This window comes from Streptomyces sp. NPDC046261, from assembly GCF_040646235.1.
Lineage (GTDB): Bacteria > Actinomycetota > Actinomycetes > Streptomycetales > Streptomycetaceae > Streptomyces.
Genome location: NZ_JBEYZU010000012.1, coordinates 59,455 through 82,333, shown reverse-complemented (window position 1 = coordinate 82,333; position 22,879 = coordinate 59,455). Strand labels below are relative to the sequence as shown.

Here is a 22,879-nt window from a genome sequence, read left to right as displayed (position 1 = left end):
CCCGCGCCCGGTCACGTCCCGGGACGGTTGGGGTTCTCCGGCAGCGGCGGCGTGAAGGTCACCTTGCCACCCTCCCAGCGAGCCCGGTACGTGCGCTTGCCCCCGGACGCGCAGCACTGTGGGTCGGTGGGCGTGTAGACGGGATACACGAGGGTGACCGTCGTACCGTCCTGGCTCTCGATCGTCGACTGCGCGATGCCCGCCGCGTCGTAGCCCACGTACTCGTTGCCGACGAAGAAGAAGACGGACACGCAGGTGCCGTCGGCGCTGTTCGTGCAGTGGCCGTGGATCGCGCGCAGCGGCCCGCGGAGGTTCTTCAAAGTGGCGGGCTCCGTGTCGGCCGTGAAGCCCAGGCGCTTGACGCGCAGCATCGCGCGGTCCACGTCGAACGGCTCGTCGCGGGCCACCGGCGAGCGCCCGGCCGAGGGGTTCCACAACGAGACGGACGGGCTCGCCGCCGGCCGGCCGCCCTCCGCCGCCGACGCGCACGCCGTCACCAGCAGCAGGCAGAGGCTCGCCACGGCCACGCGGATCCCTACTGGTCGCGACATGCCCTCACCCCCAACAGAGCACGTTCCAGCATTCCGTACCGCACGGTTTCCAGATCCCCCCGTGAGATGTCGCGTGTGACGTGTGAGCACAGCTCGGCGGCCCAGTCCCCTGCCGAGGCCCGTCGGAGCACGAAGACCGCTTCCGTACCCCGGGCCGTGCTCAGCAGCAGCCGCCGGCCGTCGGGCGACGGCAGAACGGCCCGCACCCGAGCGGCGGCCGGCAGCCGCGTCTGGGCCGCCAATCCGCCGGGGCCCCACCGCTCCACGACCCCCGGCCGCACACTGACGACCTGCCCGGAGGCGGCGGGCGCGGAGAGAAAGGCCGTGCTGCGGGAGGCGGCGGCGGGGACGGTGATACGCCGGTGCGCGCCGTCCGCGTCCCACACCTCCGCGCTGCCGTCCTTGCCGAGCAGCAGCAGACGCCCGCCGTCCGGGCTGAACCGCACGGCGTCCTGATCGGCGAGCGGCGCCTTGAACCCGCGGGCGAGCACGGCCGTCCGCCGCCGGCCGCGCAGGTCCCAGACCTCCACGCCGCGCAGGTCGGGCGTCGGGACGGCGATCCGTTCCGACGTGGGGTCGACGGCCAGGGTGGCGGTGTGACGGCGCCGGTCGACCGCCGCGTCCTCCCGGAACACCAGGGCCCCTCCCACCTCGCGGCCGGTGCTGACGTCCCACTGCGAGACGGCGCCACCCGTCAAGGTGACCAGCCGGCCCTGCCCGGTGAAGCCCAGCCCGCCGATCCCGCCGGCTCCCGGCGGCGTACCGAGCGGCGGATCGACCCGTACCCGCCGCCGCACCTGGAGCTCGGGCAGGCTGTAGAGCGTCACCGACTGGTCCGCGGCCTCACTGACGGCCAGCGTCTTCTCCGCGGCGTCGAAGGCCAGCCGTGCGGGGCTCACGATCCCGGCCGTCCCCCTCGCGCCGACCCGCCGCCCGGTCGCCGGATCCCACACCGCGAGCGCTCCGCCGACGCCCTGGGTGACCAGATAGCGGCCGGACGGCGAGAACCGCGCGAGCTCTTCGTCGTGCTGGCCGGAGGCCGCCTCGCCCCAGACGAACATGGCGGACGTCTCGAGCGAGCCGGGCTCGGGCGCGGTGGTGACCAGCACGTCCGTGCCGCGGGCGAACACGACGCGACGGCTCGTGCCGGCCAGGGAGTACCGGGTGAAGCGCCCCGCGGGCCCGTCCTCGGGCAGCATGAACAGCGGCTGCCCGGTGGCCGCGTCATGGACGGTCACCGCGCCCTTCCGCCGGGCCAGCACAACCCGGTCCGAGACGCCGGCCAGCTCGTCACCGGTGGCGCAGGGGATGCCCTGGGACAGCCGCGCCTCCGCCCTGCCGGTGGCCACGCCGGCCAGCCGCCACGCCCCGTCCGCACAGGTCGCGGCCACCGGGCGCGGACCATGCGCCACGTCGGTGTCCACATCGGGGAAACCCGGGCGGACGAGGCGGCCCGTGCGGGTGTCCCAGACCGGCCGGGAGAGCGGACCCGCGGCCACGAGGTACGCGCCGTCCTCGGTGAAGGCGAACCCGTCGGCACTGCTCTCGCCGAGCGATTCCAGGCGGACGGGCCGGGCCGTGGGACGGTCGAGGTCCCACATCTGGGCCGCGTCGTCCGCATGGGGATGGGTCACCAGACGGCGCCCCGTGCGGTCGAAGCGCACCTCGTCCACAACCTGTTCCGTGCTGGCGGTGCTCGCCGTGGTCCGCAGCGTCAGCAGCGTCCGCCGATCGCGCACGTCCCAGATCCGGACGCGGTTGCCCGCGCCACCCAGGGCCAGCCGGGTGCCGTCGGGACTGACCGCGACGGCCGTCACACCGTCCATCCGCACGATCGCCGACGGCCCGCCGGCGGCCCCGAGACGCCACACCGACAGCTGGCCCGCGCCGGTCCGTACCGCCACGACCCGGCCGGAGTCGTCCAGCGCCGTCTCCGCGACCGCCCCGCCGGCGGGCAGGACGGCGTCGTACGGGGCGTCCGCCAGATAGCGGCCGAACAGGTTGTCCCGCGCCTGCTGGGTGGGCGCGGTGCGCCACGCGGCGACGGACAGCAGCGCGGCCGTCTCCCGGTGCGCGTCCGCCTGACGCTGCGCCTGCTGTACGAGGCCGGCCGAGAGCTCGGCGGCCTTGCTGCCGCGCACCGAGTACAGACCCGTCCCGGCCAGGGTGCCCATCGCCGCCGCGACCGCCGTCGCCACGACGGCCCTGCGGGACCGCCGGCGCCGCCGCCAGTCCATGCTCGCCCGCAGATAGGCGCGTTCGCCCTCGGGAACGTCGTCGGGCCGCTCCCGCAGCCGCTCCCGCGCCTGCTTCAACTCGGAGCCGCGCATCAGCAGCGCCCGGTCGTGGCCGCTCTGCTCCCAGCGCGCCATCCGCTCGCGCAGATGCTCCTGCCAGCTCCGGAAGCCCCGGTCGGCGTCGACCCAGGAGCGCAGCGCGGGCCAGTGCTCCAGCAGCGCCTCGTGGGCGAGCGAGACCGTCTCCACGCCGTCCGACGCGCGGTCGAGGTGCACCAGACGCCGCACGGCCAGCAGCTGGGCGGCCTCCCAGCAGGCGGGGTGCAGTTCCGGGCGGCGCGCGGTGCGCCCGGTGTCGACCGGGTTGTCGACGCCGCCGTCGCCCGGGCGGACGAGCTGGACGAACAGCCGCCGCACTTCCTCCCGTACGTCGCCCAGCCGCTCCTTGACCACCCGCTCCGCGTGCGTCGCGAGGGCGCCCGCCACGCGGCCGATCTCCTCGTAGGCGGCATGGCCGAGGACGCCGTGGCGCTGCCGCTCCCACAGCAGGGTCAGGGCGAACTCCAGCAGGGGGAGCGCGCCGGGGCTGCGGCCCGCGTCCGACAGCAGCCGCTCCGCGAGCCGGTCCTCGAACCGTACGGCCCCGTGGAACGAGGCGACCGGGGCCAGCACCACGTCACGCAGCTGCTCCCCGGCCAGCCGGTCGACGAGCACGGGCGATGCCTCGCACACCCGCTCCAGCGCCGGGAAGCGCCGCATGGCCTTCAGGAAGTCCAGCCGCAGGGCGAAGACCAGCCGTACCAGCGGCCCGCCGTCCGCGGTGCGCCACCCGGTCATGCCCACCAACTGCTCGACCAGGGCGTCGGCAGCGTCCGGCGCACAGCGGAACAGCACCTCGAACTGATCGACGATCAGGAGGAGCTGGGCCGTTCCGGAACGGGTGAGCAGCTCCCTGACGACCGGCGCGGCTGTTCCTTTCCGTCCCTCCCGCCCCTCCCGCAGCCGCCCGGCGAGCCGGCCGTCCCGGTCGGTGACGTCGCCCGGCGTGCCGAGCAGCGGCAACAGGGCGGAGGCCAGCATGTCCTCCGCCCGTAGGGCGGGCTCCGGCACCAGCGAGGCGATGCTGTAGTCCCCGCGCCCGCGCAGCTCGGGGACGAGACCGGCATGGATGAGCGAGGACTTGCCCACTCCCGACACCCCGATGACCGGGACGACCGACGACGTGGTGACCGCCTCCGTCAGCGCCTTGATCTGCTCGGAGCGCCCGAAGTAGTGGCAAGCGTCCTGCTCCCGGAACGACTCGAGCCCGCGGAACGGCGACGGCAGCGCGGCATGGCGGCGCAGTTCGGGGTGGACCTCGAACAGGACGTCGGCGGTGATGGCGTAGGACGCACGCTGCAGGAACCGCTCGTCGGTGGCGACGACCATGCCGACCACGCACTGGAACCGCTCGTCCCACAACGGCGTACCACTGAAGCCCTGCCGGATCTCGCAGGCGCCGGTGCTCTCGATCTGCAGCCAGCCCCGGCCGCGGTCGTCCACGATCGTGCCGAGCGACCAGACGCCCTCGTCGTCACCTTCCGGGAAGCCGAAGGCCCGGAACGGGTGACCGCGCACCGCCTCCACGTCCAGCAGCCGCACGGGCCCGGCCCCGGGCGGCGGGTCCTCGTCGAGCGTGAGGACGGCGATGTCGCCCGAGCCGTCCTCCGCGACGGGGACGTGCGTGACGAGCCGGGCGGTCTGCCGACGGGCCGTACGCCCGACGAGCGGAAAGTCCAGATCGACGGTCAGCCCCGCCGCGAGCGGGCTGTGCTCCGGTTCCCCGGCGACGGCCGACACCACATGCCCGCAGGTGAGCACGGTCCTCGGGCCGGCCAGAAAGCCGGCGCCCTGCGGCGCGGCCCACGGGCCGCGCGACCACAGGCGCGCGATGCCGGGGTTGGGCACGGGTCCGGACACCGCTACGCCCCTCGCGCCCTCAACCCGCCACGGCGCCGTTGCGCGCGGCGACGGCCCGGGTGACCGGCACGGCCTCCGGCCGTTGCCTGTCCCACTCCAGGGTGAGGGTGAGCGAGCCCTCACCGGCGGTCTTGGCGAGAAAGACGCCCGCCTCCGCCGACAGCTTCAGCCCGAGCTCCAAAGTGATCCTGTCCGGCTGCCGCGGCAGGTCCGCCACCTTGCCGAGCACCGCGTGCGCGGCCTCCCGCACACTCTCCAGCCCCCGCTCCAGCGTCTGCGACGCCTCCGTCACCATCCCCCCGGGCCTGGCCACCCTGACCACCGCCTGCGGCCCGTCGCCGACCTCGACCAGCACGGAACCGCCGCTCTCCAGCGGCACCCTGAGTAATTCGGGCATCGCGTCCTCCCCCGACTCCACGACGTAGCGCGATGTGATGCGCGGAACTCTAGCGCCGCCGCGAGGCGCTTGTGACGGGATCGGCGGTTCGGCCGCCACCCGCCGTGCGGGAGGCTACGGCCGGACGTGGTGGTGGGCGAGGGCGGCGTGCGGGTCCACGCCGGCCGGTGTGTGGTCGGTGTGGACGGTCGCGGCGGTGAGCCTCGGTACGGCGTGCATCAGGGCGTGCTCGGCGGCGACGGCCAGGCGGTGGGCCTGCACGACGGTCAGGCGCGCGTCGACGACGATGTCCGCCTCGGCGCGCAGGGTGTGCCCGATCCACCGCATCCTCACCTGCCCCGTCCCGAGCACCCCCGCCACGCCGCGCAGGGCGAGGTGGGCGGAGTCGATGAGGGCGGGGTCGACGGAGTCCATCAGGCGTCGGTAGACCTCGCGGGCGGCGTCCTTGAGGACGACCAGGATGGCGGCTGTGATCAGCAGGCCGACGACGGGGTCGGCCACGTGCCAGCCGAGCGCGGCACCGCCGGCGCCCAGCAGGACGGCCAGCGAGGTGAAGCCGTCGGTACGCGCGTGCAGGCCGTCGGCGACCAGCGCGGCCGAGCCGATCCTGCGTCCGGTGCGGATGCGGTAGCGGGCCACCCACTCGTTGCCGGCGAACCCGGCCAGCGCCGCGGCGGACACCGCCCACAGGTGTGTCACCTCGCGGGGTGCGAGCAGCCGGTCGACGGCCGCGTAGGCGGTCAGCGCGGCGGATGCCGCGATGGTCGCCACGACGGCGATGCCGGCCAGGTCCTCGGCACGGCCGTAGCCGTAGGGGTAGCGGCGGTTCGCGGCCCGCCGCCCGAGCACGAACGCGATCCCCAGCGGGATCGCGGTCAGGGCGTCCACGGCATTGTGCAGCGTGTCGCCGAGCAGCGCCACGGATCCCGACAGGGCCACGATCACTGCCTGGACAGCAGCGGTCGCTCCCAGGACGAGAAGAGAGATCCACAGGGTGCGCATGCCCTCGCGGGAGCTCTCCATCGCCGCGTCGATCTTGTCCGCCGTCTCATGGCGGTGCGGTGTGACCACGAATTCCATCGTGACACCCGGATCCGATTGCGGCTATATCCGTCGTACAAGCGCTGACCACGTGCGAATTTTTCGCAAGAGCGCCGTGGAAACGGCCGCTGTCGCACTGCCTCAGCCGCTGGGCAGGACCTTGCGCAGTGCCGCGTCCAGTTCCTTCGCGAAATCTTTATCGGATACCGACCGGGACGTGGGCGAGGTGTGAAGTCTGCTCAACTCGGCGGTGAAAGCGTGGGTGAACGCACCGTACAGCGGTGTGCGTGGGCGCAAGGCCGCCGCCTCCAGAGCGGGCAGAAGCGTCCCCCGGGCGTACAGAGGGCGTTGGGTCTTGTCGCGTGGCATGTCGCCGCTTGTCCCCTCCGACCGTGCGGTCGCGGTGGGGCCCGCGCGGCGGTCGTCGCACGATACGGCCGAGTCCGTGTAGGCGGACGTGCGGGTCGCCGCGAAGCCGGCGTCCAGCAAGCAGCGCTCGCTGGTCTTGTCGGTGAGGAACCTGACCAGTTCGAGCGCCTTTTTCACCCGGGCCTCGGGCATGGCCGGATTGGCGGCCACCGCGAGGTTCTGGCCGCCCAGTACGGCGCCGGGGAGGGGCGCGACGCCCAGTTTTCCATTGCCGAGGGCCGCGTGGAGGGTGCGGTACGCGTAGGGCCAGTGGCGGAGAAAGGCGGTGCGGCCTTCCGCGAAGTCCTTGAGGGTGCCGGCCTCGTCCGATTCGAAGGCGTCCTCGAGCGTGTGCGAGGACGTGGTGCGCCGCCGGAACTCCGCCACTCCCTTTTCCAGTTGCTCCGGCGAGGCGGAATAGCGGCCGTCCTCGTCGGTCAGCCGCACTCCTGCGGAGGCGAAGGCTTCGGTGCCGTTGACGGTGAGTCCTTCATAGGCGCTGAGCTGGCTCGTCCAGGCGCTCCGGTAGTTCTTCGACTTGTCGGACTTGTCGACGCGCGCCCACGCGTCGACCGCGTCCATCAGTGACGCCACATCGCCCCATGACGTGCGTTTGCCGGCCGGCGACTCGAGTTTCTTCTCGTCGATCCCCGCGCCGTCGACCAGGTAGTCACGGCGGAAGTAGAGCAGGCCGACGTCGCTGTTGTAGGGCGCGGCATAGACCTTCCCCTTCCAGCGAGCCGTGGTGGCGACCTTGTCGAGGATGTCGCCGTCGTCGGCGTATTCCCTGGGCAGTTCCCGGATGAGGCCGGCCGCGGCGAACTCGGCGACCCATGTGACGTCGAGGTTCACTATGTCGTAGTTCGCGCTGCCCGATTGCAATGCCGCCAGCAGCTGGCTCCGTTGCAGATCCGCCGACCCCGGCAGGATGACGGCACGCGCGCGGTAGGGCGAATTCTCCTTCTCCTGCAGTTCGTTCCACGCGTCGACCAGACGCTTGCGGATGCCGTTCTTCCCGGTGACGTCCACGCCGGTGGCCACCACCAACTGCGTCCCGGTCAACGGCCGCGCCGAGGCCGTACCGGTGGTCCCGTCCGGCCCGCCGTCCCCCGAACAGGCGGTCGCCGCCAGCACAAAGACGGCACACCAGATGAGCGACTGAACGATCCTCGAGCGTTTCATGCTGCTGCCCCCGCTATTGATGGCCCTGCGCGACCTGGGAGATCTCGGCGTCGAGCCCCTTGCCCAGGTCACCCCGCGCGTCCAGGCACGTACCGCCGCTCGCTTCGGCCACCCGCAGGCCCAACCGGCCCTTGAGACAGCCACCGGAGTCGAACGAGACCATCACCACGGGCACTTTCCGATCGCTCACGAACTTCACGAGATCGTCCTGCTGGGCCGCGTTCATGCGGTCGTTGTCCTCGTCGTCGGTGATGAGAACGATCAGCTGGGGGTGCCCGTCGTCCTCGTCGCCACGGGGCATCTGATTCAGCGCCGCCCTCAGCGCGCCGCCGATATCGGCCTCCATGGACAATTCGGGTGTGGCATCGTCCACCTTCTTCCCCGCCTCGGCGGCCTTTTCCTGTTCCTTCTTGTCGGCGGTCCTCGACCATGAGCCATGGGTGGCGAAGGCGAGCAGTTCGCGGTACGGCGTATCGGATCCTCCGGAGGCGACGCTCCACACGCCGAACACGTCGTCGGGGCCGAAACGGCTCAGTGACTGCTTGACGATCTCTCGTGCCCCGTTCGCCCCGTCCCACCACCGGCTCATGGACCCCGAGCCGTCCAGCAGGAAACGGACCCGGCTCGCGGCGTTGGCCTGCCGGTACTTCTCCAGCGTGTCCGTGGCCTCGCTCGCGGAGAGAGAGCGGGGCATCGGGCCGGGGCTCGTCAGCCGGCCGGGCAACGGCGAGGGAAAGGGGGCCTGTGGCGCGTCGCGGAATCCGTCCTCCTGAAAGACCTTCCGGCCGTCTTTCGACGCCAGCCAGTCCCGGAACCGCTGAACGGCCCGTTCCCGCTTCTCCTCGTCCAGGCGGGCGTCATTCCAGCGGACATGGACGAATACCGGGTCGAGCCCGGGTACGTCATTGGGGTACTCGGCCACCCGTGTCACTCCGGTCTCACCCGCGCAGTGCTGGTGCCGGCCGAGGGTGGGCTCCGCCACCAGGACCGCCGTGCGCCGGTCCACCGCCCGCTCCTCGGCGGTATTGCCCTTGGCCAGTCCGCAGACGAGGGCCTTGCCCGACAGCGCGGGCCGCCCCTGGCGCCGCTGGTCCAGCTCGATGGTGCGCGGGCTGTCCGTCCGGTACAGCCCACGGGCCGCGGCGAGCGCGCCATCGGTGGACCGCGGGTCCGCCCGCCGGACCCGCGCCTGTGCGTCCTTGCCCTTCATCGCGGTCATCAACTCGGCGAGCGGGCGACCTGTGCGCCCGCTCTCGGTCTCGGCGAGCTGTTCCGGCAGAAGCAAGACCATAGGCGCATAGGCAAGTGGTCGTTTGTCGTCGAAATCCAGGCTGAGGACCGAGGACTGGTTGCTGCCGTCGTCCTGTGCCCGGCGCGCGCTCGCCGAGGAGGCCGGTATCCACACATCCGGCTGCGGCCCGACCGTGCCCACCGGATTGAACCCGGACCGCCCGACGTGGGCCCATTCTCCGTATTGGGTACGGAACGCCTCCGCCGTCTCGGCGGCACCGGCGCTGTAGACGGTGATACCGGTCCGGCGGCAGTGGTCGTCGTCCGTGTTCGCGTCGGAGGCGACAAAGCGGTCGACGGCCTTGCGGACGACCGGCTCCAGATCCGGGTCGGTGAGCACGCGCAATTCGAGCGGCGGGTGGTTCGCACACGAGGCGGCGGGGACGGAGCCCGGGCCGCGGGAGGTGACCCACCACAGGGCGAGTGCGAGGGCGACCGCCGCCGCCAGCATCGCGGCGATCAGGCGGTGACGGTTGGGGGGACGGCCGAGGCCGGCGCCGGGGCCGCCGTCGGGGCCGGGACGGGGGTCGGTGCCGAGGTCACAAGGCCGGTCACCGCCATCGCCGTCTCCGCCCGCGCTGTCCCCGCCGGCCGGCAGAGCCAGAATCTCGTCGTCCGCCGGGTCCTTTCGGCAGGCCAGGGGGCTCCACTCCCTGCCACCCACCGTCTTCGAGCCCCGCAGGCCCTCCGACACACCCTTGTGCAGGCTGCCCAACGTCACCGCACCGTCCGACGCGCCGGCGCCCTGCCGGAGGTGCCGTATCAGCTGTGCCGTGTACGGGGTCGGCCTCTCGGCGTTCCCCGCGTCGATCCGCTGGTTCTTCTGTACCGCCAACAGCAAGGAAATGCGCTTCTGGTCCTGTTCGTCGAGCTCCTCCCAGGCGCCGGAAGCATTGCCCGCATAGCAACAGTCGAGAACCACCACGGTGTGCCGGGGTCTTTTCTCGCCGGAACACAGCCGGTTGAGCACGTCGTCCCAGCGGATCCACCCGGGAAAGCCGGGACCGTGCTCCACCTTGGCATCCCGCAGGCCCAGCAGCAGGCGGCCGTGCCCGCCCGTACGCGTGTCCACGATGCCGTGACCGGCGAAGTAGACCAGGAGCAGCCCGTCCGTATGGTCCCGTGCGTAGCCCAGGCGATTCTCGAACTGCTCGACGCCGGGCGAGTAGAGGGGCTTGATCGGGTCGTCGCCGAAGACCCCGCCTTCGCACAGTGCCTTCCGCAGCCCTTCCACGTTGTGCCGAACGGCGGTGATGTCTCCCAGATCCTTGGCGATTCTCAGCGGTCTTTTGCTGGTGTAGTCCACCACGCCGACGAGCAGAGCGCGGTTGGTTTCCTCGCGCTGCTCAGCTCCGGCCATCGTGCCGGCCCTGCTCGTCGTCCGGCCGTGCCCGGAAATCGGGAGGGTTGGGATCCCCGAGGGCACGCCGACTCGTCCGCCACTCCTTGATCGATTCCGTTGTCCGCCGCACGACCTCGCCGGTGGCCGCGGCACCGCTCCACTCGGCTATTTGAAGCACGATGTCGAGAAGAGGGCCCATCGGAACGCCGGCTTCCGCCGGCCGGGCGCCTCGCTTCACCTGTACGAGGTCCTTCAACTCCGGTTCGCCCTTGAGCCACGTCTCCAGGGACTGGACGTCCTTTTCCTGCACTTGTCCGGTCGCGGAGACGCGCACGTTGTGGCGTAACCCGCCCTCTCCCGTCGCCATAACTTGACATGGTGTCACGGAGTGTGGCCTTCGAGGAGAGGTATGAGGGCATGTTCTCCGGCGGCCGGCCCGTCCGGGCGGCGGACGAACGCGCGCGCAAGTTTTTGTTATCGGCGTCCCCGCCGCGGGTCTCCTGAGTGTCGGACCAGTACTCAGCAGCCCCGCATCGGAAGTGATCCACATGAACCGTGAACCCGAGACGCAGGCCCACGCCACCACGTCGGACGAGACCCGTCGATCGCGCCGGCGCCGGGACAGGCGCCCCCGGCGGGCGGCCGTCGTGGGCGGCACGGTCGGGCTGATAGTCGTCGTCGGTGGCGGCTATGGCGTGGCGCAGTCGCTGACCGACCACAAGGAAAGCGACACACGCACGGACGCCACCGGGACGTCGGTCCAGGCCGCGCCCCGGGCCGCCGCGCCGTCCGCGCGAGCCTCCGCCGCGCCCTCCGCGGTGACGTCCCCTTCGGCTTCGGCTGCCGCCGGCAGCGCCTCTCCGAGTGCGGCCCCGGCCGGGAAGGACGGGAAGCCCACTCCCCGGACGTCCGCCAAGACCCGCACCGAACCGGCCACGGACACCGGCAAGGGCAGCGGCAACAGCGCCGGCGGCGGTAACAAGGGCGCCGACAGCGCCCGTAAGGCTCCCGGCACCGGCAACACGTCGGGCGGTGCGGCCGGCGGACACGTGCAGCAGGTCGTCGAGATGGTCAACGCGGAGCGAGCCCGGAACGGCTGCTCACCCGTCACCGTCAACAGCAAGCTGCAGGCCGCGGCCCAGGGGCATTCCGACGACATGGCCGCCCGCGACTACTACGACCACCGCAGCCCCGAGGGCAAGGGGCCCGGCGACCGGATCACGGCTGCCGGATACCGCTGGAGCACCTACGGCGAGAACATCTTCAAGAGCCCCAAGGACGCCCGGACGGCGATGGAGGGCTGGATGAAGAGCCCGGGGCACCGCAGCAACATCCTCAACTGTGCCTACAAGGAGATAGGAGTGGGCATCAACTTCAGCTCGAACGGCCCCTGGTGGACGCAGAACTTCGCCGCCTCTTCCTGACCGGTCCACCCAGCGGGACAACGGCAGCGGTTCGCGAGGGATGGTGACGTCCATTCACCTCGCGGCCGCTGCCGCATTCTTGCCCGGAACAGCTTCCGACGGATCTGTACCTACTAGTATGTATAGTGCTCGCATGAGCACTGCGGAACGCCTCATCGAGAGCACCCGGGAACTGCTGTGGGAACGCGGCTACACCGGCACCAGCCCCAAGGTGATCCAGCAGCGCGCCGGAGCCGGACAGGGCAGCATGTACCACCACTTCACCGGCAAGTCGGATCTCGCGCTCGCCGCGATCAACCGCACCGCCGAAGAGATGCGCGCCAAGGCCGAGGCGCAGTTCACCGGCCCCGGCTCCGCCGTCGAGCGGATCGCCGCGTACCTGCGCCGCGAACGGGAAGTCCTCAAGGGCTGTCCGATCGGACGCCTCACCCAGGACCCGGACGTCATGGCCGACCCGGCACTGCGCGCACCGGTCGCCGAGACGATGGCCTGGCTGCGCGAACGCCTCGCCGAGGTACTGGCCGAAGGGCGCGAGCGCGGCGAACTGGCCGCCGCGCTGGACCCCCGGGCCACCGCCGCGACCATCGTCGCGGTCATGCAGGGCGGCTACGTACTGGCCCGCGCCGCCGACTCCCCGGCCCCGTTCGACCAAGCCGTCACCGGCGTGCTGGACCTGCTGGCCGCGCACGCGCCCGCCCAGCGCGGTGCCACCGAGTGAGCCATTGAGAAAGGCAGCACGTTCCATGTACGCCAAGCAGTACGAGATCACCCTGCCCGCCGACTACGACATGAAGATCATCCGTAAGCGGGTGGCCGACGGCGGCCACGTCCTCGACGACCGCGCCGGACTCGGCCTGAAGGCGTACGTGATCCGCGAACGCGGCATCGACGGCTCGCCCGTCAACCAGTACGCGCCCTTCTACCTGTGGAACGACACGGGCGCGATGGCCCGCTTCCTCGTGGGCGGCGCCGGGTTCCAGAACATCATCCGCGACTTCGGGCGCCCGGTCGCACGCCACTGGACCGGCATCGCCTGCCACGCCGGCCCCGCCCGCACGGCGTTCCCCCGAGCGGCCTCGCGCCGCCTCACCCCGCTGCCCGCCGACGCCGACCCGGACGGCACCGGCCTGGGCCTGTCCGCACTGATCGAGCAGGAGACCGGCGACCTGCGCGAGCTCGCCCGCCGCGACGACGTCCACACCGCCGCCCTGGCCGTCGACCCCCACCACTGGCAACTGATGCGTTTCGTTCTCTGGAAGGACGCCGCCGCACCGGACGAGACGGCCACCGAGCACTACGAGGTCCTGCACCTGTCCGCACCCGGCCTGGCCGACCTTCCGGAGGGGCGGAGCTGGTAGGGGCACCGGTGGCCCGGCCGGATTGTCAGACCCACCCAGCACACTTACCGGGACAGAACCATCGAGCCCCAGTGAGACTGATGATCACCACACTCGCCGTCGAGAATTACCGCTCCCTGCGCCGCCTGATCGTGCCGCTGGACAGACTCAACGTGGTCACGGGTGCGAACGGCACCGGCAAGTCCAGCCTCTACCGCGCCCTGCGGCTGCTCGCCGACGCGGCCAGGGGCGGCGCGGTCGCGGCGCTGGCACGCGAAGGCGGGCTGCCCTCCGTCCTGTGGGCCGGGGAGGAGAAGCCGGCACGGGGCGCGGGCCGCGCCGACCCCACCGGCCTGCGGCTCGGCTTCGCCGGAACCGACTTCGGCTACGCCGTCGACTTCGGGCACCCCATCCCGGACAGGTCGCTCTTCGACCTGGACCCGGAGATCAAACGCGAGTGCACGTGGACGGGCCCGGTGCTGCGCCCCGCCGCGCTGCTCTGCGACCGCTCAGGCCCCGCAGTACGCACCCGCACAGCCGACGGCGGCTGGCACCGCTCGGTCAACGGAATCCGCCCGTACGACAGCATGCTCAGCGAACTCGCCGACCCACAGCTCGCGCCCGACCTGCTGCGACTGCGCGAGCTCATCAGGTCCTGGCGGTTCTACGACCACGTGCGCACCGACGCCCACGCCCCCGCCCGCACCGCACGGATCGGCACCCGCACCCCCGTCCTCAGCCACGACGGCGGCGACCTGGCCGCCGCTCTCGAGACGATCAGGGAGATCGGCGATCGTGACGCACTGAACCGCGCCGTGGACGCGGCGTTCCCCGGCAGCCGCGTACAGGTCGAAAGCCACGACGGCCGTTTCGAGCTGAAGCTGCACCAGCACGGCCTGGTGCGCCCGCTGAGCGCCGGCGAACTCTCCGACGGCACCCTGCGCTACCTCCTGTGGGCGGCGGCCCTGCTGACCCCCCGGCCGCCCGAGCTCCTGGTCCTCAACGAGCCCGAGGCCAGCCTCCACCCCGACCTGCTGCCTCCCCTCGCCGATCTGATCCTCACCGCGGCCAAGGACACCCAGATCGTCGTGGTCACCCACGCCCCGGTCCTGGCCGAAGAACTCGCCCGCCACGCCGTCCGCCACCGGCTCGACGTCAACTCCATAGCCCTGGTCAAGGACGCGGGCGGTCAGACGACGGTGGCGGGGCGCGAAGGACTGCTGGACGAGCCGTTGTGGTACTGGCCCAAGCGCTGATGAATACGTGTCCGGTCTTCGCTCAGCCCACAGGGGCGGGCCGCCGTGTGACAGGGGCGGAGAGGCGGTCGGCGCCGGCCGGGACGGGGACGGCGGCGAAGATCGCGTCCTGCTGTTCCTGGAGTTCCCTGGCCCGTTCCGGGCTGGTGCCGGGCAGGCGCTGCTCCTCGTACAGCTTGTGCGTGACCTCCTGGGCGTGCTTGCCGGCCGGGGTGTGGAACTGGACCTCGAAGCGGTGCTGGGAGCGCGGCGCCTGCCAGGCCGAGTTGATCGCCTTGTAGCCCTTGGCGCGGCCCCAGGTGTTGGACCACTTGACGCTGTCATTTCCCCACACGGACAGGGCATGCGAGGCGAGGGTGACACCTGTGGTGTAGCGGCCGTCCGGCCACTGGAGCGTGTAGCGCACGGAGTCGTTGATGCCGGCCAGAGCCTCGTTGACCTTCTGGCCGGGATGTTCCTTCATGGACGTGGCGACCTTGCGCTTGAGCGAGTCCGGTGACTTCAGCCGCTGGTCGAAGCCGACCAGCTCCGCCGAAGTCAACCTGGCCGCGGCCCGCACCTGCGGGCTGATGGACCGCTCGGCCTTCCTGGCCTCCTCCGCGAACGCGTCGACGCGCGCGTTGTCCGCGGCGTTCAGGGTCAGGCCGCCTTCGCCCTGCCAGCCGCCGTCGTCGGCACGGCCGGTCGCGCCGGCCGTGCCGACCTTGCCGGTCACGGGTGCGGCTTGGACACCGGAGGCCGAGCCCAGTCCGAGTGCCACGGCCAGCGCGGTCGCGGTCGCGGCACGGGACACCATGGTGCTGAGATTCATGGGCGTGCGTCATTCCTCTCTCAAGGGATCTTCGTCTGAGGTCTGTGTACGCAGGACGACAGACGGTCACCCAACCCAACAGGCCACGTGCGTTCCCGTGCTCACCACGACATCCATGGGCAGGGTTTTGTCTTGATCGGATTGGCGGTTGGCCGGATTCGCCCTCACTCACAGCCGTGGAGCAGGGCGGTGGCCACGGCGACGAGTTGGGTGTCGGCCGTCTCCGTGCGGTCTGCGGCGATGCCGGAACGGAACAGCGCGGCGCCCTCCATGAGCATCACGAACACCCGGGCCCGGCCCTGACAGAACGCGTCGGTCAGGCCGGGGTTCCGTGTGCGGAGGAATGCGGCGACCTGGTCCTGGTAGTCACCGTAGAAGCGGCGGACGGCCGCCGCGACGGCCTCGTCTCGCGCGGCCAGCGCCCACAGTTCGGCGAACAGCCGGACCAGGTGGACGTCGTCGTGTTCGGCCAGCAGGGCTCGTACCACCGGTTCCGGCTCCGGGCCGGCAGCCGTGTCCCGCCCGGCCAGCAGCGGCCGCAGGCGTTCCAGTGAACGGTCCAGGGCGCGGCCCAGGACGGCGGAGACGAGGTCGGCGCGGGTGGGGAAGTAGTACTGCAGGTGGCCCAGGCGCACTCCGGCAGCGGTGGCGACGGCTCGAAGGGACAGCTCCGCATGGCCGGAGGCCAGCAGGATCTCCTCGGCGGTGTCGAGGAGTTCGGCGCGCTTCCTGGCGCCCTTGCCGGTTGCCGCGGGCCGCTTCGGGGGCGGTGTGGCGGCGCTCATGCGGCCCGGTCCGGGGCGGGCGAGTGGACGCCGGTGTCAGCGGCGGTATCAGCCTCGCTGTCATCGATCCGTACGCGGACACCGTGCTCGGCCAGCAGCGCCGGCACCCGGTCCGGGTAGGGGGGCATCTCGGGGAAGCTCACACCGCGCGGGGCTGCCGCGCCGTCCGTTCCCAGGGCGCGGTGCAGCGCCAGCAGGGCACCCACCGCCGTGAGATGGGCCTGGCCCGCCGTGTCGGTGACGGTCGCGGTCCGCGTGCGTCCCCGGTGGGTGACGTCGACGCGGAGTTCGGCGATCCCGCCCTCGCCGGGTGCGTGGAGCAGCGCGCGCCGGGCGGTGGTGAAGCGTTCGCCGCGCCCCCAGCGGAAGAACCCCAGACGCTTGGCGGCCAGGAGCGCCGAGGTGGACGCCGCCGAGCTGAAGCCGATCCGGGTGATCGCGGAGGCGGAGCCGAGCGTGAGGGGCAGGGTGAACTGCTCGGGCGTGTCGATCCGGGCCACCTTCGTGGTCGCCGTACCGATGCGCACCCGCCGGACGTCGCTGAGCGGCATGACCGTACGCCGGTGACCGGCCTCGACGACCTCGAAGTCCAGGCCGAGGCGGTCCATGAACTCCACGGAGTCCGCCCCGGCCCGGTCCCGCAGATCCCAGCGGATCGCCGTCTCGACCCGCTCCGCGCCACCCAGGCCGTGCGCCAGGGCCGCCGTCACCAGACTGCTCACACCCCCCATCCACGCCGAGGACAGCAGCACCGGCGCCGCCGGGTCCAGCAGCGCCGCCAGCGTCGCGGCCCGCTGCAGCCGTACCGTCCACCGGGTGATGTCCACATACGGAACGCCTCCGCGCACCGCCGCCCGCAGCACCCGGTCGTCCGGGTCGTTCACCACCCCCACCACCGCCCGCACGCCGGCCTCGAACGGCCGGGGGTCCGACAGATCCCAGCGCCGCAGCCGGGCCCCGGTCTCCTCCGCCACCGCCCGCCCGTTCTCCACGGTGCGGCCCGTCAGAAGCAAGGGCCAGGACGGCGCGGCCAGCCGCGCCAGCTCGGCACCGACAGTGCCGTAGCCGCCTGCCAACAGGACCGGCCCAGCCGCTTCGTAGTTCAGTTGGTCGCTCATGGCAGGCAAATATAGGTCACCCGACCTAGAGAAGGGGAGTGCTGCTCGGGACGCGTCCGCGCCGCCCATCGGGTCACCGGTGACAGCGCGTACGAGGCCGCCAGGAACAGCGCGCCGAGCAGCACCCAGCCCAGCGCGCCCATCCCCACCAGCAGCCCTGTGAGCACCAGCGGCCCGAGCGTGCGGGCGACCGTGGTGCCGGTACCGAAGAAGCCCTGGTACTCGCCGACGCGTCCCACCGGTGCCAGGTCGAAGCCGAGTTGCCAGGAGCCGGCCGACTGGAGCATCTCGGCGGCGACCAGGAGCACCGAGCCGCCGACCAGGACCGTGACCGCGATCCAGGGTGAACGCCCGGCCGACAGGGCGAAGACACCACAGGTCACGAGCATGAGCGCGCCGGAGCGACGGATGGCACGGGCTGCCGTGGGAAGCCCCGTCACCGAGCGGGCGGTACGGACCTGGAACAGCATCACGGCGCCGGTGTTGAGAACGAAGAGCGCGGAGACCAGCCACGCGGGAGCGTCGGTGCGTTCAGTGATCCACAGCGGCAGTCCGAGGCTGAGCAGCGGCATCCGAAGAAGCAGAACGGCGTTGAGGAGCGTGACGACGGCGTACGGCCGATCCCGCAGGACTTCGAGTTTCGCGCCCCGCACGGCGGGCACGGGCGCGACGGCCGGCAGCCGCGACAGCAGCAGCGCGCAGAGGACAAAGCTCAAGGCATCGACCGCGAAGACGCCGAGGTACGCCGACCTCGTCCCGTAGGACAGTGCGAGCCCGCCGAGTGCGGCGCCCACGGCAAGGCCCGCGTTGAGCGTCGCCTGCAGGTGGGCGAGCGCACCGGTGCGCTCCTCCTTGGCGACCAGGCCCGCGAGCAGCGCCTGCCGGGCGGCGGCGAGGCCCGACTGCGCGGTGGCGTAGAGGCAGGCCGCCACGAGGAACGGCAGGAAGTCCCGTACGACCAGGAACGACGCGACGGCGAAGCTGGTCGCGAGGGCCAGCAGCACCGCCGTGCCGCGCGGGCCACGCCGGTCCGCGATCCGGCCGAGCGGCACCCCCACGACCGAGCCCACCGCCCAGGCCACCGTCAGGCCGAGGCCGATCCTGGCGGGTGCCAGACCGACGACATGGCTGAAGTACAGAGCCGAGGTGACGTAGTACGCGCCGTCACCCACGGAGTTGCTCAACTGGGCGAGAGCGAGCGTGCGTTGAGGCCCGGCGGGGAGCAACAGATGCGGCATGTCTTGACCGTACATAGACATTGGCTCTGTCGACCGGGACAATCGGGCGCCTTGTACGTGGGCCACTTTCGGGGACGGGACGGGCGACGCACGGTCGGATCGTGAGCGTCGTACGCGTCGTACGCGTCGTACGCGCCGGGTCGGATCGTCAGGCGTCGTATTCGTCGGGGAGGCGCAGGGCAGGGCCGCCGGCATGCAGGCCGAGCGGGACCGCGCGGCCCTTCGGCTCCTCCCACGCCTCCTGGCGGCCCAGCGCGGTGAGGTCGAGGTAGGGAATGCCGTAGTGGAACTCCTCGATGCCACGGCCGAACGTGGAGTAGGTGTGGAAGACCTCGTCCCCGACGCGCAGGAACGCGCTGATGCCCGGATAGTCGCCGCGCATGCTCTCCGACCACGGCGTTCCGGCCTCGGCGAGCTCGGCCTCCGTGCGGTGATTGACCCGCACCGGCGCGACCCGGTCGTCGACGGTCGCGTGGAAGTCGTAGTTGAAGTCGCTGCCGGCCGAGGAGTACCAGGGGAATGTCCACCCCATCCGCTCGCGGTACGCGGCGAGCTTCGCGTACGGCGCCCGTGTCACCGCGACCAGCGTCGTGTTGCGGACGTGCAGCTGCCGCGGATTGCCGATCCCGTCGGCCGCGGAGGAGCAGCTGGGGCAGCCGGTGTCGCGGGGGTGTTCGGTGCCGTCGGCGTCGATGTCGTAGGTCCACATGAAGTGATGCATGACCAGCTGCGGACGGCCCTCGAACAGGTCGAGCAGGCCCACCTCCCCGTCAGGGCCTTCGAAGGTGTACGGCTTGTCGACGCGGACCATCGGCAGCCGCCGCCGGTCGGCGTTGACCCGGTCGCGCGCCCGGGTGAGCTCCTTCTCCTCGGCCAACAGCTCCTTGCGGGCGGCGAGCCACTCCTCGCGCGACACCACGTCGGGCAGGTTCGTCATCGTCGTCACCTCGGCTCTTTGTCCTCATCAGGCGAAGTGGGCCACCCTCCAGCTTGCGCCCTGCTCAGACCGCCTGCGACGCCGCGACGAGCGCGCCGGTTCCGTACCGGCGCAGCCGCACCGTCAAGGCGGCGCGGGCGTATCCGTCCGTAGTACGTAACCAAGATCCTACGGTCGCGTTAGTCCATTCGAGCGGCATGTCGCAGCTTCGAGCGGCGGTCTGCCGGCCAACGTCCTCCGCAACGCCTCCGGGCACGCGACAACCGCGGTACGGAGGAGGTCCGGTGTCCCACGGGGGAGAGGACGATGACGCACGGAGCCCAGGCCACGTTCACCGACGGCAGCAGCCCGGCTCCCGGAAAGCCGAGCGCCCCGGCGCGCCGCGGGCCGGTCTCCGCGACGCTGGTGCTCGGCACGGCGGTCGGGGCCCTCAACAGCACCGTCGTCTCCACCGCCATTCCCCTGATCGTCGCTGATTTCGGCGGCTTCTCGGCCCTTACCTGGCTGTTCTCCGGTTACCTGCTCACCACCACGGCCACTCTGCCGGTCTACGGCAAGCTGTCCGACAACCTGGGCCGCAGGCCCGTCCTCATCGCGGGGATCGTGCTCTTCCTGACCGGCTCGCTGCTGTGCGCCGGTGCCGGCGACATGACCAGCCTCATCGCGTTCCGCATGGTCCAGGGCCTGGGCATCGCCGCCGTCGAAGGGACCGTACAGACGATCATCGCCGACCAGTACTCCCTCGAGGACCGGCCCAGGATCCAGGCACGGCTCTCCACCGTGTGGTCGGTATGCGCCATCTGCGGCCCCCTTCTCGGTGGGTTCCTCGCGACCTGCGTCGGCTGGCGCTGGATCTTCCTGGTGAACGCGCCGGTGGCCGTCACGGCGCTGTGGCTGGTCACCCGTCACCTCCCTGATCCCGCCCGCACCGGACCGGCCGTGCCGGGGGTACGGCGGCGGTCGGCCCGGGACACCGACTGGGGAGGGGCCCTCGCCGTCTTCGCCTGCGGTGCCGCGCTGCTCACCTTTCTCGTCCAAGGGGGCGTCACCTGGCCCTGGCTGTCGTTCCCCTCGCTGGCCCTGCTCGGCGCGTGCCTGCTGTTCGCCGTCGCCCTGGTCGTCATCGAGCATCGCGCCGACGATCCGGTCATGCCCGGCTGGGTGTGGCGCCGGCGGGTCATCGTGGTCGTCAACGTGGCCCTCGGACTGGTGGGGCTCCTGATCTCCGTGCCGGTGGTGTTCCTGCCCATGTACGGACAGTCCGTGCTCGGGCTCGGCCCGGTGGCTGCCGGACTGGGCGTATCGGCCATGCTGTTGGCCTGGTCCTTCTCGGCGCACCTGGCACATCACGTCCACAGCCGGATCGGCCTGCGGCGGACCGCGCTCATCGGGATCGGTGCGGCGTCACTGACGCTGCTCGCCCTCGGCATGCTGTCCTCCCCCGACCGGGTGTGGTGCCCGACCCTGGCCATGCTGCTCCTCGGTGGTGCCCTCGGCCTCGTCCACCTGCCGCTCGTCATGGGCGCGCAATCCAGCGTCGCCCCCTTCGAGCGCGGTACGACGACCGCCTCCCTCCTCTTCTGCCGGAAGGCAGGCCAGTGCCTCGGAGCCGCTGTCTTCGGCGCCCTCGCCAACAACGCCCTGCGCACACGCCTCGATCAGGCACCCGACAGCATCACCACCGGTGTGCCGAGCGAGCTCGACTCCGTGACCAAGGCTCTGCGGGACCCCGCCTCGCTCAGCCCCCAGAGCGTCCACTACCTCCACCAGGCGATCGACGGCGCCGTCGATCAGGTGTACCTCGGTGCCTCGATCGCCGCTGCCCTGGGGTTCCTCGTCGTCCTGTGCGCGGCCCCCCGCCGCTTCCCCGCCGAGATCCCCGCAGACGAATCACGCCACGCGTGAGCACAGGGCCCACCGTCCACCTGAAGAGACCGGAGAGGTCATGCCCGTACCCCTGAAACGCGACCAGCGCCTGGCCCGTGAAGTGATCGCGCGATGGCTCGCGGACCGCTTTCCCGGGGAGGGCACCCCCACGGTCGGCCCCATCAGCATCCCCGCGGGAACGGGATTCAGCGGAGAGACGCTCCTGTGCGACGCGGAGTGGAATCACCACGGCGCGCGCCGAATCCTCCCGCTCGCCATCAGGGTGGCGCCTACCGGGCACCAACTCCTGCCGGAGTACGACTGGGACGCCCACACCCGACTGCAGATGCTCCTGGCCGGTACCGATGTTCCGGTGGCGAAGACCCACGGGGCCGAGCCGTCCGGCGAACTCCTGGGAGCTCCGTTCATCGTCATGGAGCGGATCCCGGGCCGTGTGCCGCCCGACCTGCCGTCGTACCACCGGACGGGGTGGCTGGCGGAGCTCCAGCCCGCCGCACGTGCGCACGTGTGGAACGGTGGTCTGGAGCTGATGGCGAGAGTCCACCGCCTGGACCCCGGCGCCCTGGGCCTGGCCTTCCTGGACAACCCCCGCCACGGTCCCGTCGGCATCGGCCGCCAACTGGGCGAGTGCGCCGCCCACCTGGGTTTCTACGGCGCCCAGGACAGCTCCGTCGTCGCCCGAGCCCTGCACTGGTTGCGGTCCCATCGCCCAGCGGAACCGGAATCTCCGCGGTTGCTGTGGGGCGACGCCCGCATCGGCAACATCATCTACACGGGCCAAGCGCCTGTCGCGCTGTTGGACTGGGAAATGGCCACGCTCGGTGCCCCGGAGAGCGACCTTGCCTGGTACCTGTACACCGACCGCTATCTGAGCGAAGGACGTGAGCTGCCCAGGCTTCCCGGACTGCCGGACAGGCAGGAGACCGTCTCCCGCTACGAGTCCCTGCTCGGCCGCCCGATGCGGCAGCTGCCCTATTACGAGGTCTTCGCCGCCTTTCGGTTCTGCCTGATCACGTCGAGGGTGACCCGCCTGCTGGCGGGCACGGGCATCCTGCGGACGAACGGGTGTGCGCCCTATGAGCGGAGCGTCGCCTTGCTGGACCGGACGCTGGAGGAGGTGTGCTCCAGCGGCCTCACGAGACAGCGGCGGTGACGTTGATGCCAGTCGTCAGTCGGGCGGCTCACTCGGGGGCGGGGCCGTCGTGCCGGTGGCGTCGTCGGGGCGCCGGGTTTTCTTCTCGTCGGTGTCCTTGGTGCCGGCGGCCCTGGCTCCGCGCCGGTCGTCGGCCTTCTTGCCGCTCTCAGGTGCCGTGCCCCGGCGGTCGCCACGCTCCTGCTGGTCCTGCATGTCGCGGGGGATGCTGCCCCGGCGCCGGTCCGTCATGACGACCGGTCCTTGCCGGTCCTGCCCTTGCCGGGGCGCTTGTCCTCCGTGTCCCGGCTTCGTCCCTGTACGCCGCCGAGGGCGTCTCCGCGTGCGGTGCCGCCCTCGTTCTGGTAGCCCTCACGGGCGCTGGCCGTTCCCGGAATGGAGCGCTCACGTGCGCGGCTCTCCTTGCCCGAGTGCGCTCCGGGTTCCTCGTCGCTCCGCGCTCGCTCGTAGGGATCGGAACCGGTCTTCTTGCGCTTGTCCCGGGCCATTCCGCCCACCTCCCGCTCGTACGGCACATCCGTCGACC

General features: G+C 71.7%; 21 protein-coding genes. 7 read left to right on the top strand and 14 right to left on the bottom strand.

Annotated elements, in window-relative coordinates; genetic code table 11:
• Positions 1 to 11: 11 nt before the first annotated feature.
• From ABZ956_RS21160 to ABZ956_RS21140, 5 genes are all read right to left on the bottom strand, one after another.
• Positions 12 to 551, bottom strand: coding sequence for an LppP/LprE family lipoprotein (locus ABZ956_RS21160; RefSeq protein ID WP_361895694.1), 540 nt, complete (start codon positions 549 to 551; stop codon positions 12 to 14).
• The gene (locus ABZ956_RS21155) at positions 536 to 4,747 is read right to left on the bottom strand and encodes a trypsin-like peptidase domain-containing protein (RefSeq protein WP_361895692.1); all 4,212 of its coding nucleotides are present in this window, start codon (positions 4,745 to 4,747) and stop codon (positions 536 to 538) included. The genes ABZ956_RS21160 and ABZ956_RS21155 overlap by 16 nt, the downstream gene beginning before the upstream one ends.
• Positions 4,748 to 4,766: 19 nt before the next feature.
• Positions 4,767 to 5,144 carry a CU044_2847 family protein gene (locus ABZ956_RS21150; protein WP_361895689.1) on the bottom strand — a complete coding sequence of 126 codons (378 nt, stop codon included), beginning with the start codon at positions 5,142 to 5,144 and terminating at the stop codon, positions 4,767 to 4,769.
• A 114-nt stretch (positions 5,145 to 5,258) separates the two neighbouring features.
• Positions 5,259 to 6,167 (bottom strand): cation diffusion facilitator family transporter, encoded by a 909-nt coding sequence (locus ABZ956_RS21145; protein WP_361895986.1) that lies wholly within the window; start codon positions 6,165 to 6,167, stop codon positions 5,259 to 5,261.
• A gap of 159 nt (positions 6,168 to 6,326) precedes the next feature.
• The gene (locus tag ABZ956_RS21140) at positions 6,327 to 7,622 is read right to left on the bottom strand and encodes an extracellular solute-binding protein (RefSeq protein ID WP_361895686.1); all 1,296 of its coding nucleotides are present in this window, start codon (positions 7,620 to 7,622) and stop codon (positions 6,327 to 6,329) included.
• Between ABZ956_RS21140 and ABZ956_RS21135 the strand changes: the two genes are divergently transcribed.
• Positions 7,612 to 7,755 carry a hypothetical protein gene (locus ABZ956_RS21135; protein WP_361895683.1) on the top strand — a complete coding sequence of 48 codons (144 nt, stop codon included), beginning with the start codon at positions 7,612 to 7,614 and terminating at the stop codon, positions 7,753 to 7,755. The two genes, ABZ956_RS21140 and ABZ956_RS21135, sit on opposite strands and share 11 nt — an antisense overlap.
• 33 nt (positions 7,756 to 7,788) lie before the next feature.
• On the opposite strand, the gene ABZ956_RS21130 is transcribed toward ABZ956_RS21135, so the two are convergent.
• Complete coding sequence (locus ABZ956_RS21130; RefSeq protein ID WP_361895680.1) at positions 7,789 to 10,425, bottom strand: substrate-binding domain-containing protein; 2,637 nt, start codon at positions 10,423 to 10,425, stop codon at positions 7,789 to 7,791.
• A complete protein-coding gene (locus tag ABZ956_RS21125; RefSeq protein ID WP_361895677.1) occupies positions 10,412 to 10,774 on the bottom strand; it encodes a hypothetical protein in 363 nt (120 codons plus the stop codon). Before ABZ956_RS21125 ends, ABZ956_RS21130 begins: the two co-directional genes overlap by 14 nt.
• 181 nt (positions 10,775 to 10,955) lie before the next feature.
• Between ABZ956_RS21125 and ABZ956_RS21120 the strand changes: the two genes are divergently transcribed.
• From ABZ956_RS21120 to ABZ956_RS21105, 4 genes are all read left to right on the top strand, one after another.
• Entirely contained in the window at positions 10,956 to 11,831 is an 876-nt protein-coding gene (locus tag ABZ956_RS21120) for a CAP domain-containing protein (protein ID WP_361895674.1), read from the top strand.
• A 133-nt stretch (positions 11,832 to 11,964) separates the two neighbouring features.
• Positions 11,965 to 12,549 (top strand): TetR/AcrR family transcriptional regulator, encoded by a 585-nt coding sequence (locus tag ABZ956_RS21115; RefSeq protein ID WP_361895671.1) that lies wholly within the window; start codon positions 11,965 to 11,967, stop codon positions 12,547 to 12,549.
• A gap of 25 nt (positions 12,550 to 12,574) precedes the next feature.
• Positions 12,575 to 13,189 (top strand): DUF4865 family protein, encoded by a 615-nt coding sequence (locus tag ABZ956_RS21110; RefSeq protein ID WP_361895668.1) that lies wholly within the window; start codon positions 12,575 to 12,577, stop codon positions 13,187 to 13,189.
• Between the two features lie 80 nt (positions 13,190 to 13,269).
• Complete coding sequence (locus ABZ956_RS21105; protein WP_361895666.1) at positions 13,270 to 14,424, top strand: AAA family ATPase; 1,155 nt, start codon at positions 13,270 to 13,272, stop codon at positions 14,422 to 14,424.
• Positions 14,425 to 14,446: 22 nt separating this feature from the next.
• Here ABZ956_RS21105 and ABZ956_RS21100 read toward each other — a convergent pair whose 3' ends face one another.
• The 5 genes from ABZ956_RS21100 to ABZ956_RS21080 form a co-directional block, all read right to left on the bottom strand.
• Positions 14,447 to 15,235 carry an ATP nucleotide 3'-pyrophosphokinase gene (locus tag ABZ956_RS21100; RefSeq protein ID WP_361895663.1) on the bottom strand — a complete coding sequence of 263 codons (789 nt, stop codon included), beginning with the start codon at positions 15,233 to 15,235 and terminating at the stop codon, positions 14,447 to 14,449.
• Positions 15,236 to 15,399: 164 nt separating this feature from the next.
• The gene (locus tag ABZ956_RS21095) at positions 15,400 to 16,020 is read right to left on the bottom strand and encodes a TetR/AcrR family transcriptional regulator (protein WP_361895660.1); all 621 of its coding nucleotides are present in this window, start codon (positions 16,018 to 16,020) and stop codon (positions 15,400 to 15,402) included.
• Positions 16,017 to 17,138 carry a saccharopine dehydrogenase gene (locus ABZ956_RS21090; protein WP_361895658.1) on the bottom strand — a complete coding sequence of 374 codons (1,122 nt, stop codon included), beginning with the start codon at positions 17,136 to 17,138 and terminating at the stop codon, positions 16,017 to 16,019. Before ABZ956_RS21090 ends, ABZ956_RS21095 begins: the two co-directional genes overlap by 4 nt.
• Complete coding sequence (locus ABZ956_RS21085; protein ID WP_361895655.1) at positions 17,135 to 18,376, bottom strand: MFS transporter; 1,242 nt, start codon at positions 18,374 to 18,376, stop codon at positions 17,135 to 17,137. The genes ABZ956_RS21090 and ABZ956_RS21085 overlap by 4 nt, the downstream gene beginning before the upstream one ends.
• Positions 18,377 to 18,524: 148 nt before the next feature.
• Positions 18,525 to 19,313: a DUF899 domain-containing protein gene (locus tag ABZ956_RS21080; RefSeq protein WP_361895653.1), complete on the bottom strand. Its 789-nt coding sequence runs from the start codon at positions 19,311 to 19,313 to the stop codon at positions 18,525 to 18,527.
• Between the two features lie 306 nt (positions 19,314 to 19,619).
• On the opposite strand from ABZ956_RS21080, the gene ABZ956_RS21075 reads away from it, so the two are divergent.
• Positions 19,620 to 21,218, top strand: coding sequence for an MFS transporter (locus ABZ956_RS21075; RefSeq protein WP_361895650.1), 1,599 nt, complete (start codon positions 19,620 to 19,622; stop codon positions 21,216 to 21,218).
• A 40-nt stretch (positions 21,219 to 21,258) separates the two neighbouring features.
• Positions 21,259 to 22,353 (top strand): phosphotransferase family protein, encoded by a 1,095-nt coding sequence (locus tag ABZ956_RS21070; protein ID WP_361895647.1) that lies wholly within the window; start codon positions 21,259 to 21,261, stop codon positions 22,351 to 22,353.
• A gap of 15 nt (positions 22,354 to 22,368) precedes the next feature.
• Here the strand turns inward: ABZ956_RS21070 and ABZ956_RS21065 are convergent, their stop codons facing one another.
• Together ABZ956_RS21065 and ABZ956_RS21060 are read right to left on the bottom strand one after the other, a co-directional pair.
• The gene (locus tag ABZ956_RS21065; RefSeq protein WP_361895644.1) at positions 22,369 to 22,584 is read right to left on the bottom strand and encodes a hypothetical protein; all 216 of its coding nucleotides are present in this window, start codon (positions 22,582 to 22,584) and stop codon (positions 22,369 to 22,371) included.
• On the bottom strand, positions 22,581 to 22,841 hold the full coding sequence (locus tag ABZ956_RS21060) for a hypothetical protein (RefSeq protein WP_361895641.1): 261 nt from the start codon (positions 22,839 to 22,841) through the stop codon (positions 22,581 to 22,583). The genes ABZ956_RS21065 and ABZ956_RS21060 overlap by 4 nt, the downstream gene beginning before the upstream one ends.
• Positions 22,842 to 22,879 lie beyond the last annotated feature (38 nt).

Excerpts from the sequence above, each read along its gene's own strand:
- ABZ956_RS21160 (WP_361895694.1), bottom strand. The coding sequence starts at position 551 with ATGTCGCGACCAGTAGGGATCCGCGTGGCCGTGGCGAGCCTCTGCCTG.
- ABZ956_RS21150 (WP_361895689.1), bottom strand. The coding sequence starts at position 5,144 with ATGCCCGAATTACTCAGGGTGCCGCTGGAGAGCGGCGGTTCCGTGCTG.
- ABZ956_RS21145 (WP_361895986.1), bottom strand. The coding sequence starts at position 6,167 with ATGGAGAGCTCCCGCGAGGGCATGCGCACCCTGTGGATCTCTCTTCTC.
- ABZ956_RS21130 (WP_361895680.1), bottom strand. The coding sequence starts at position 10,425 with ATGGCCGGAGCTGAGCAGCGCGAGGAAACCAACCGCGCTCTGCTCGTC.
- ABZ956_RS21125 (WP_361895677.1), bottom strand. The coding sequence starts at position 10,774 with ATGGCGACGGGAGAGGGCGGGTTACGCCACAACGTGCGCGTCTCCGCG.
- ABZ956_RS21120 (WP_361895674.1), top strand. The coding sequence starts at position 10,956 with ATGAACCGTGAACCCGAGACGCAGGCCCACGCCACCACGTCGGACGAG.
- ABZ956_RS21115 (WP_361895671.1), top strand. The coding sequence starts at position 11,965 with ATGAGCACTGCGGAACGCCTCATCGAGAGCACCCGGGAACTGCTGTGG.
- ABZ956_RS21110 (WP_361895668.1), top strand. The coding sequence starts at position 12,575 with ATGTACGCCAAGCAGTACGAGATCACCCTGCCCGCCGACTACGACATG.
- ABZ956_RS21105 (WP_361895666.1), top strand. The coding sequence starts at position 13,270 with ATGATCACCACACTCGCCGTCGAGAATTACCGCTCCCTGCGCCGCCTG.
- ABZ956_RS21100 (WP_361895663.1), bottom strand. The coding sequence starts at position 15,235 with ATGAATCTCAGCACCATGGTGTCCCGTGCCGCGACCGCGACCGCGCTG.
- ABZ956_RS21095 (WP_361895660.1), bottom strand. The coding sequence starts at position 16,020 with ATGAGCGCCGCCACACCGCCCCCGAAGCGGCCCGCGGCAACCGGCAAG.
- ABZ956_RS21090 (WP_361895658.1), bottom strand. The coding sequence starts at position 17,138 with ATGAGCGACCAACTGAACTACGAAGCGGCTGGGCCGGTCCTGTTGGCA.
- ABZ956_RS21085 (WP_361895655.1), bottom strand. The coding sequence starts at position 18,376 with ATGCCGCATCTGTTGCTCCCCGCCGGGCCTCAACGCACGCTCGCTCTC.
- ABZ956_RS21080 (WP_361895653.1), bottom strand. The coding sequence starts at position 19,313 with ATGACGAACCTGCCCGACGTGGTGTCGCGCGAGGAGTGGCTCGCCGCC.
- ABZ956_RS21075 (WP_361895650.1), top strand. The coding sequence starts at position 19,620 with ATGACGCACGGAGCCCAGGCCACGTTCACCGACGGCAGCAGCCCGGCT.
- ABZ956_RS21070 (WP_361895647.1), top strand. The coding sequence starts at position 21,259 with ATGCCCGTACCCCTGAAACGCGACCAGCGCCTGGCCCGTGAAGTGATC.
- ABZ956_RS21065 (WP_361895644.1), bottom strand. The coding sequence starts at position 22,584 with ATGACGGACCGGCGCCGGGGCAGCATCCCCCGCGACATGCAGGACCAG.
- ABZ956_RS21060 (WP_361895641.1), bottom strand. The coding sequence starts at position 22,841 with ATGGCCCGGGACAAGCGCAAGAAGACCGGTTCCGATCCCTACGAGCGA.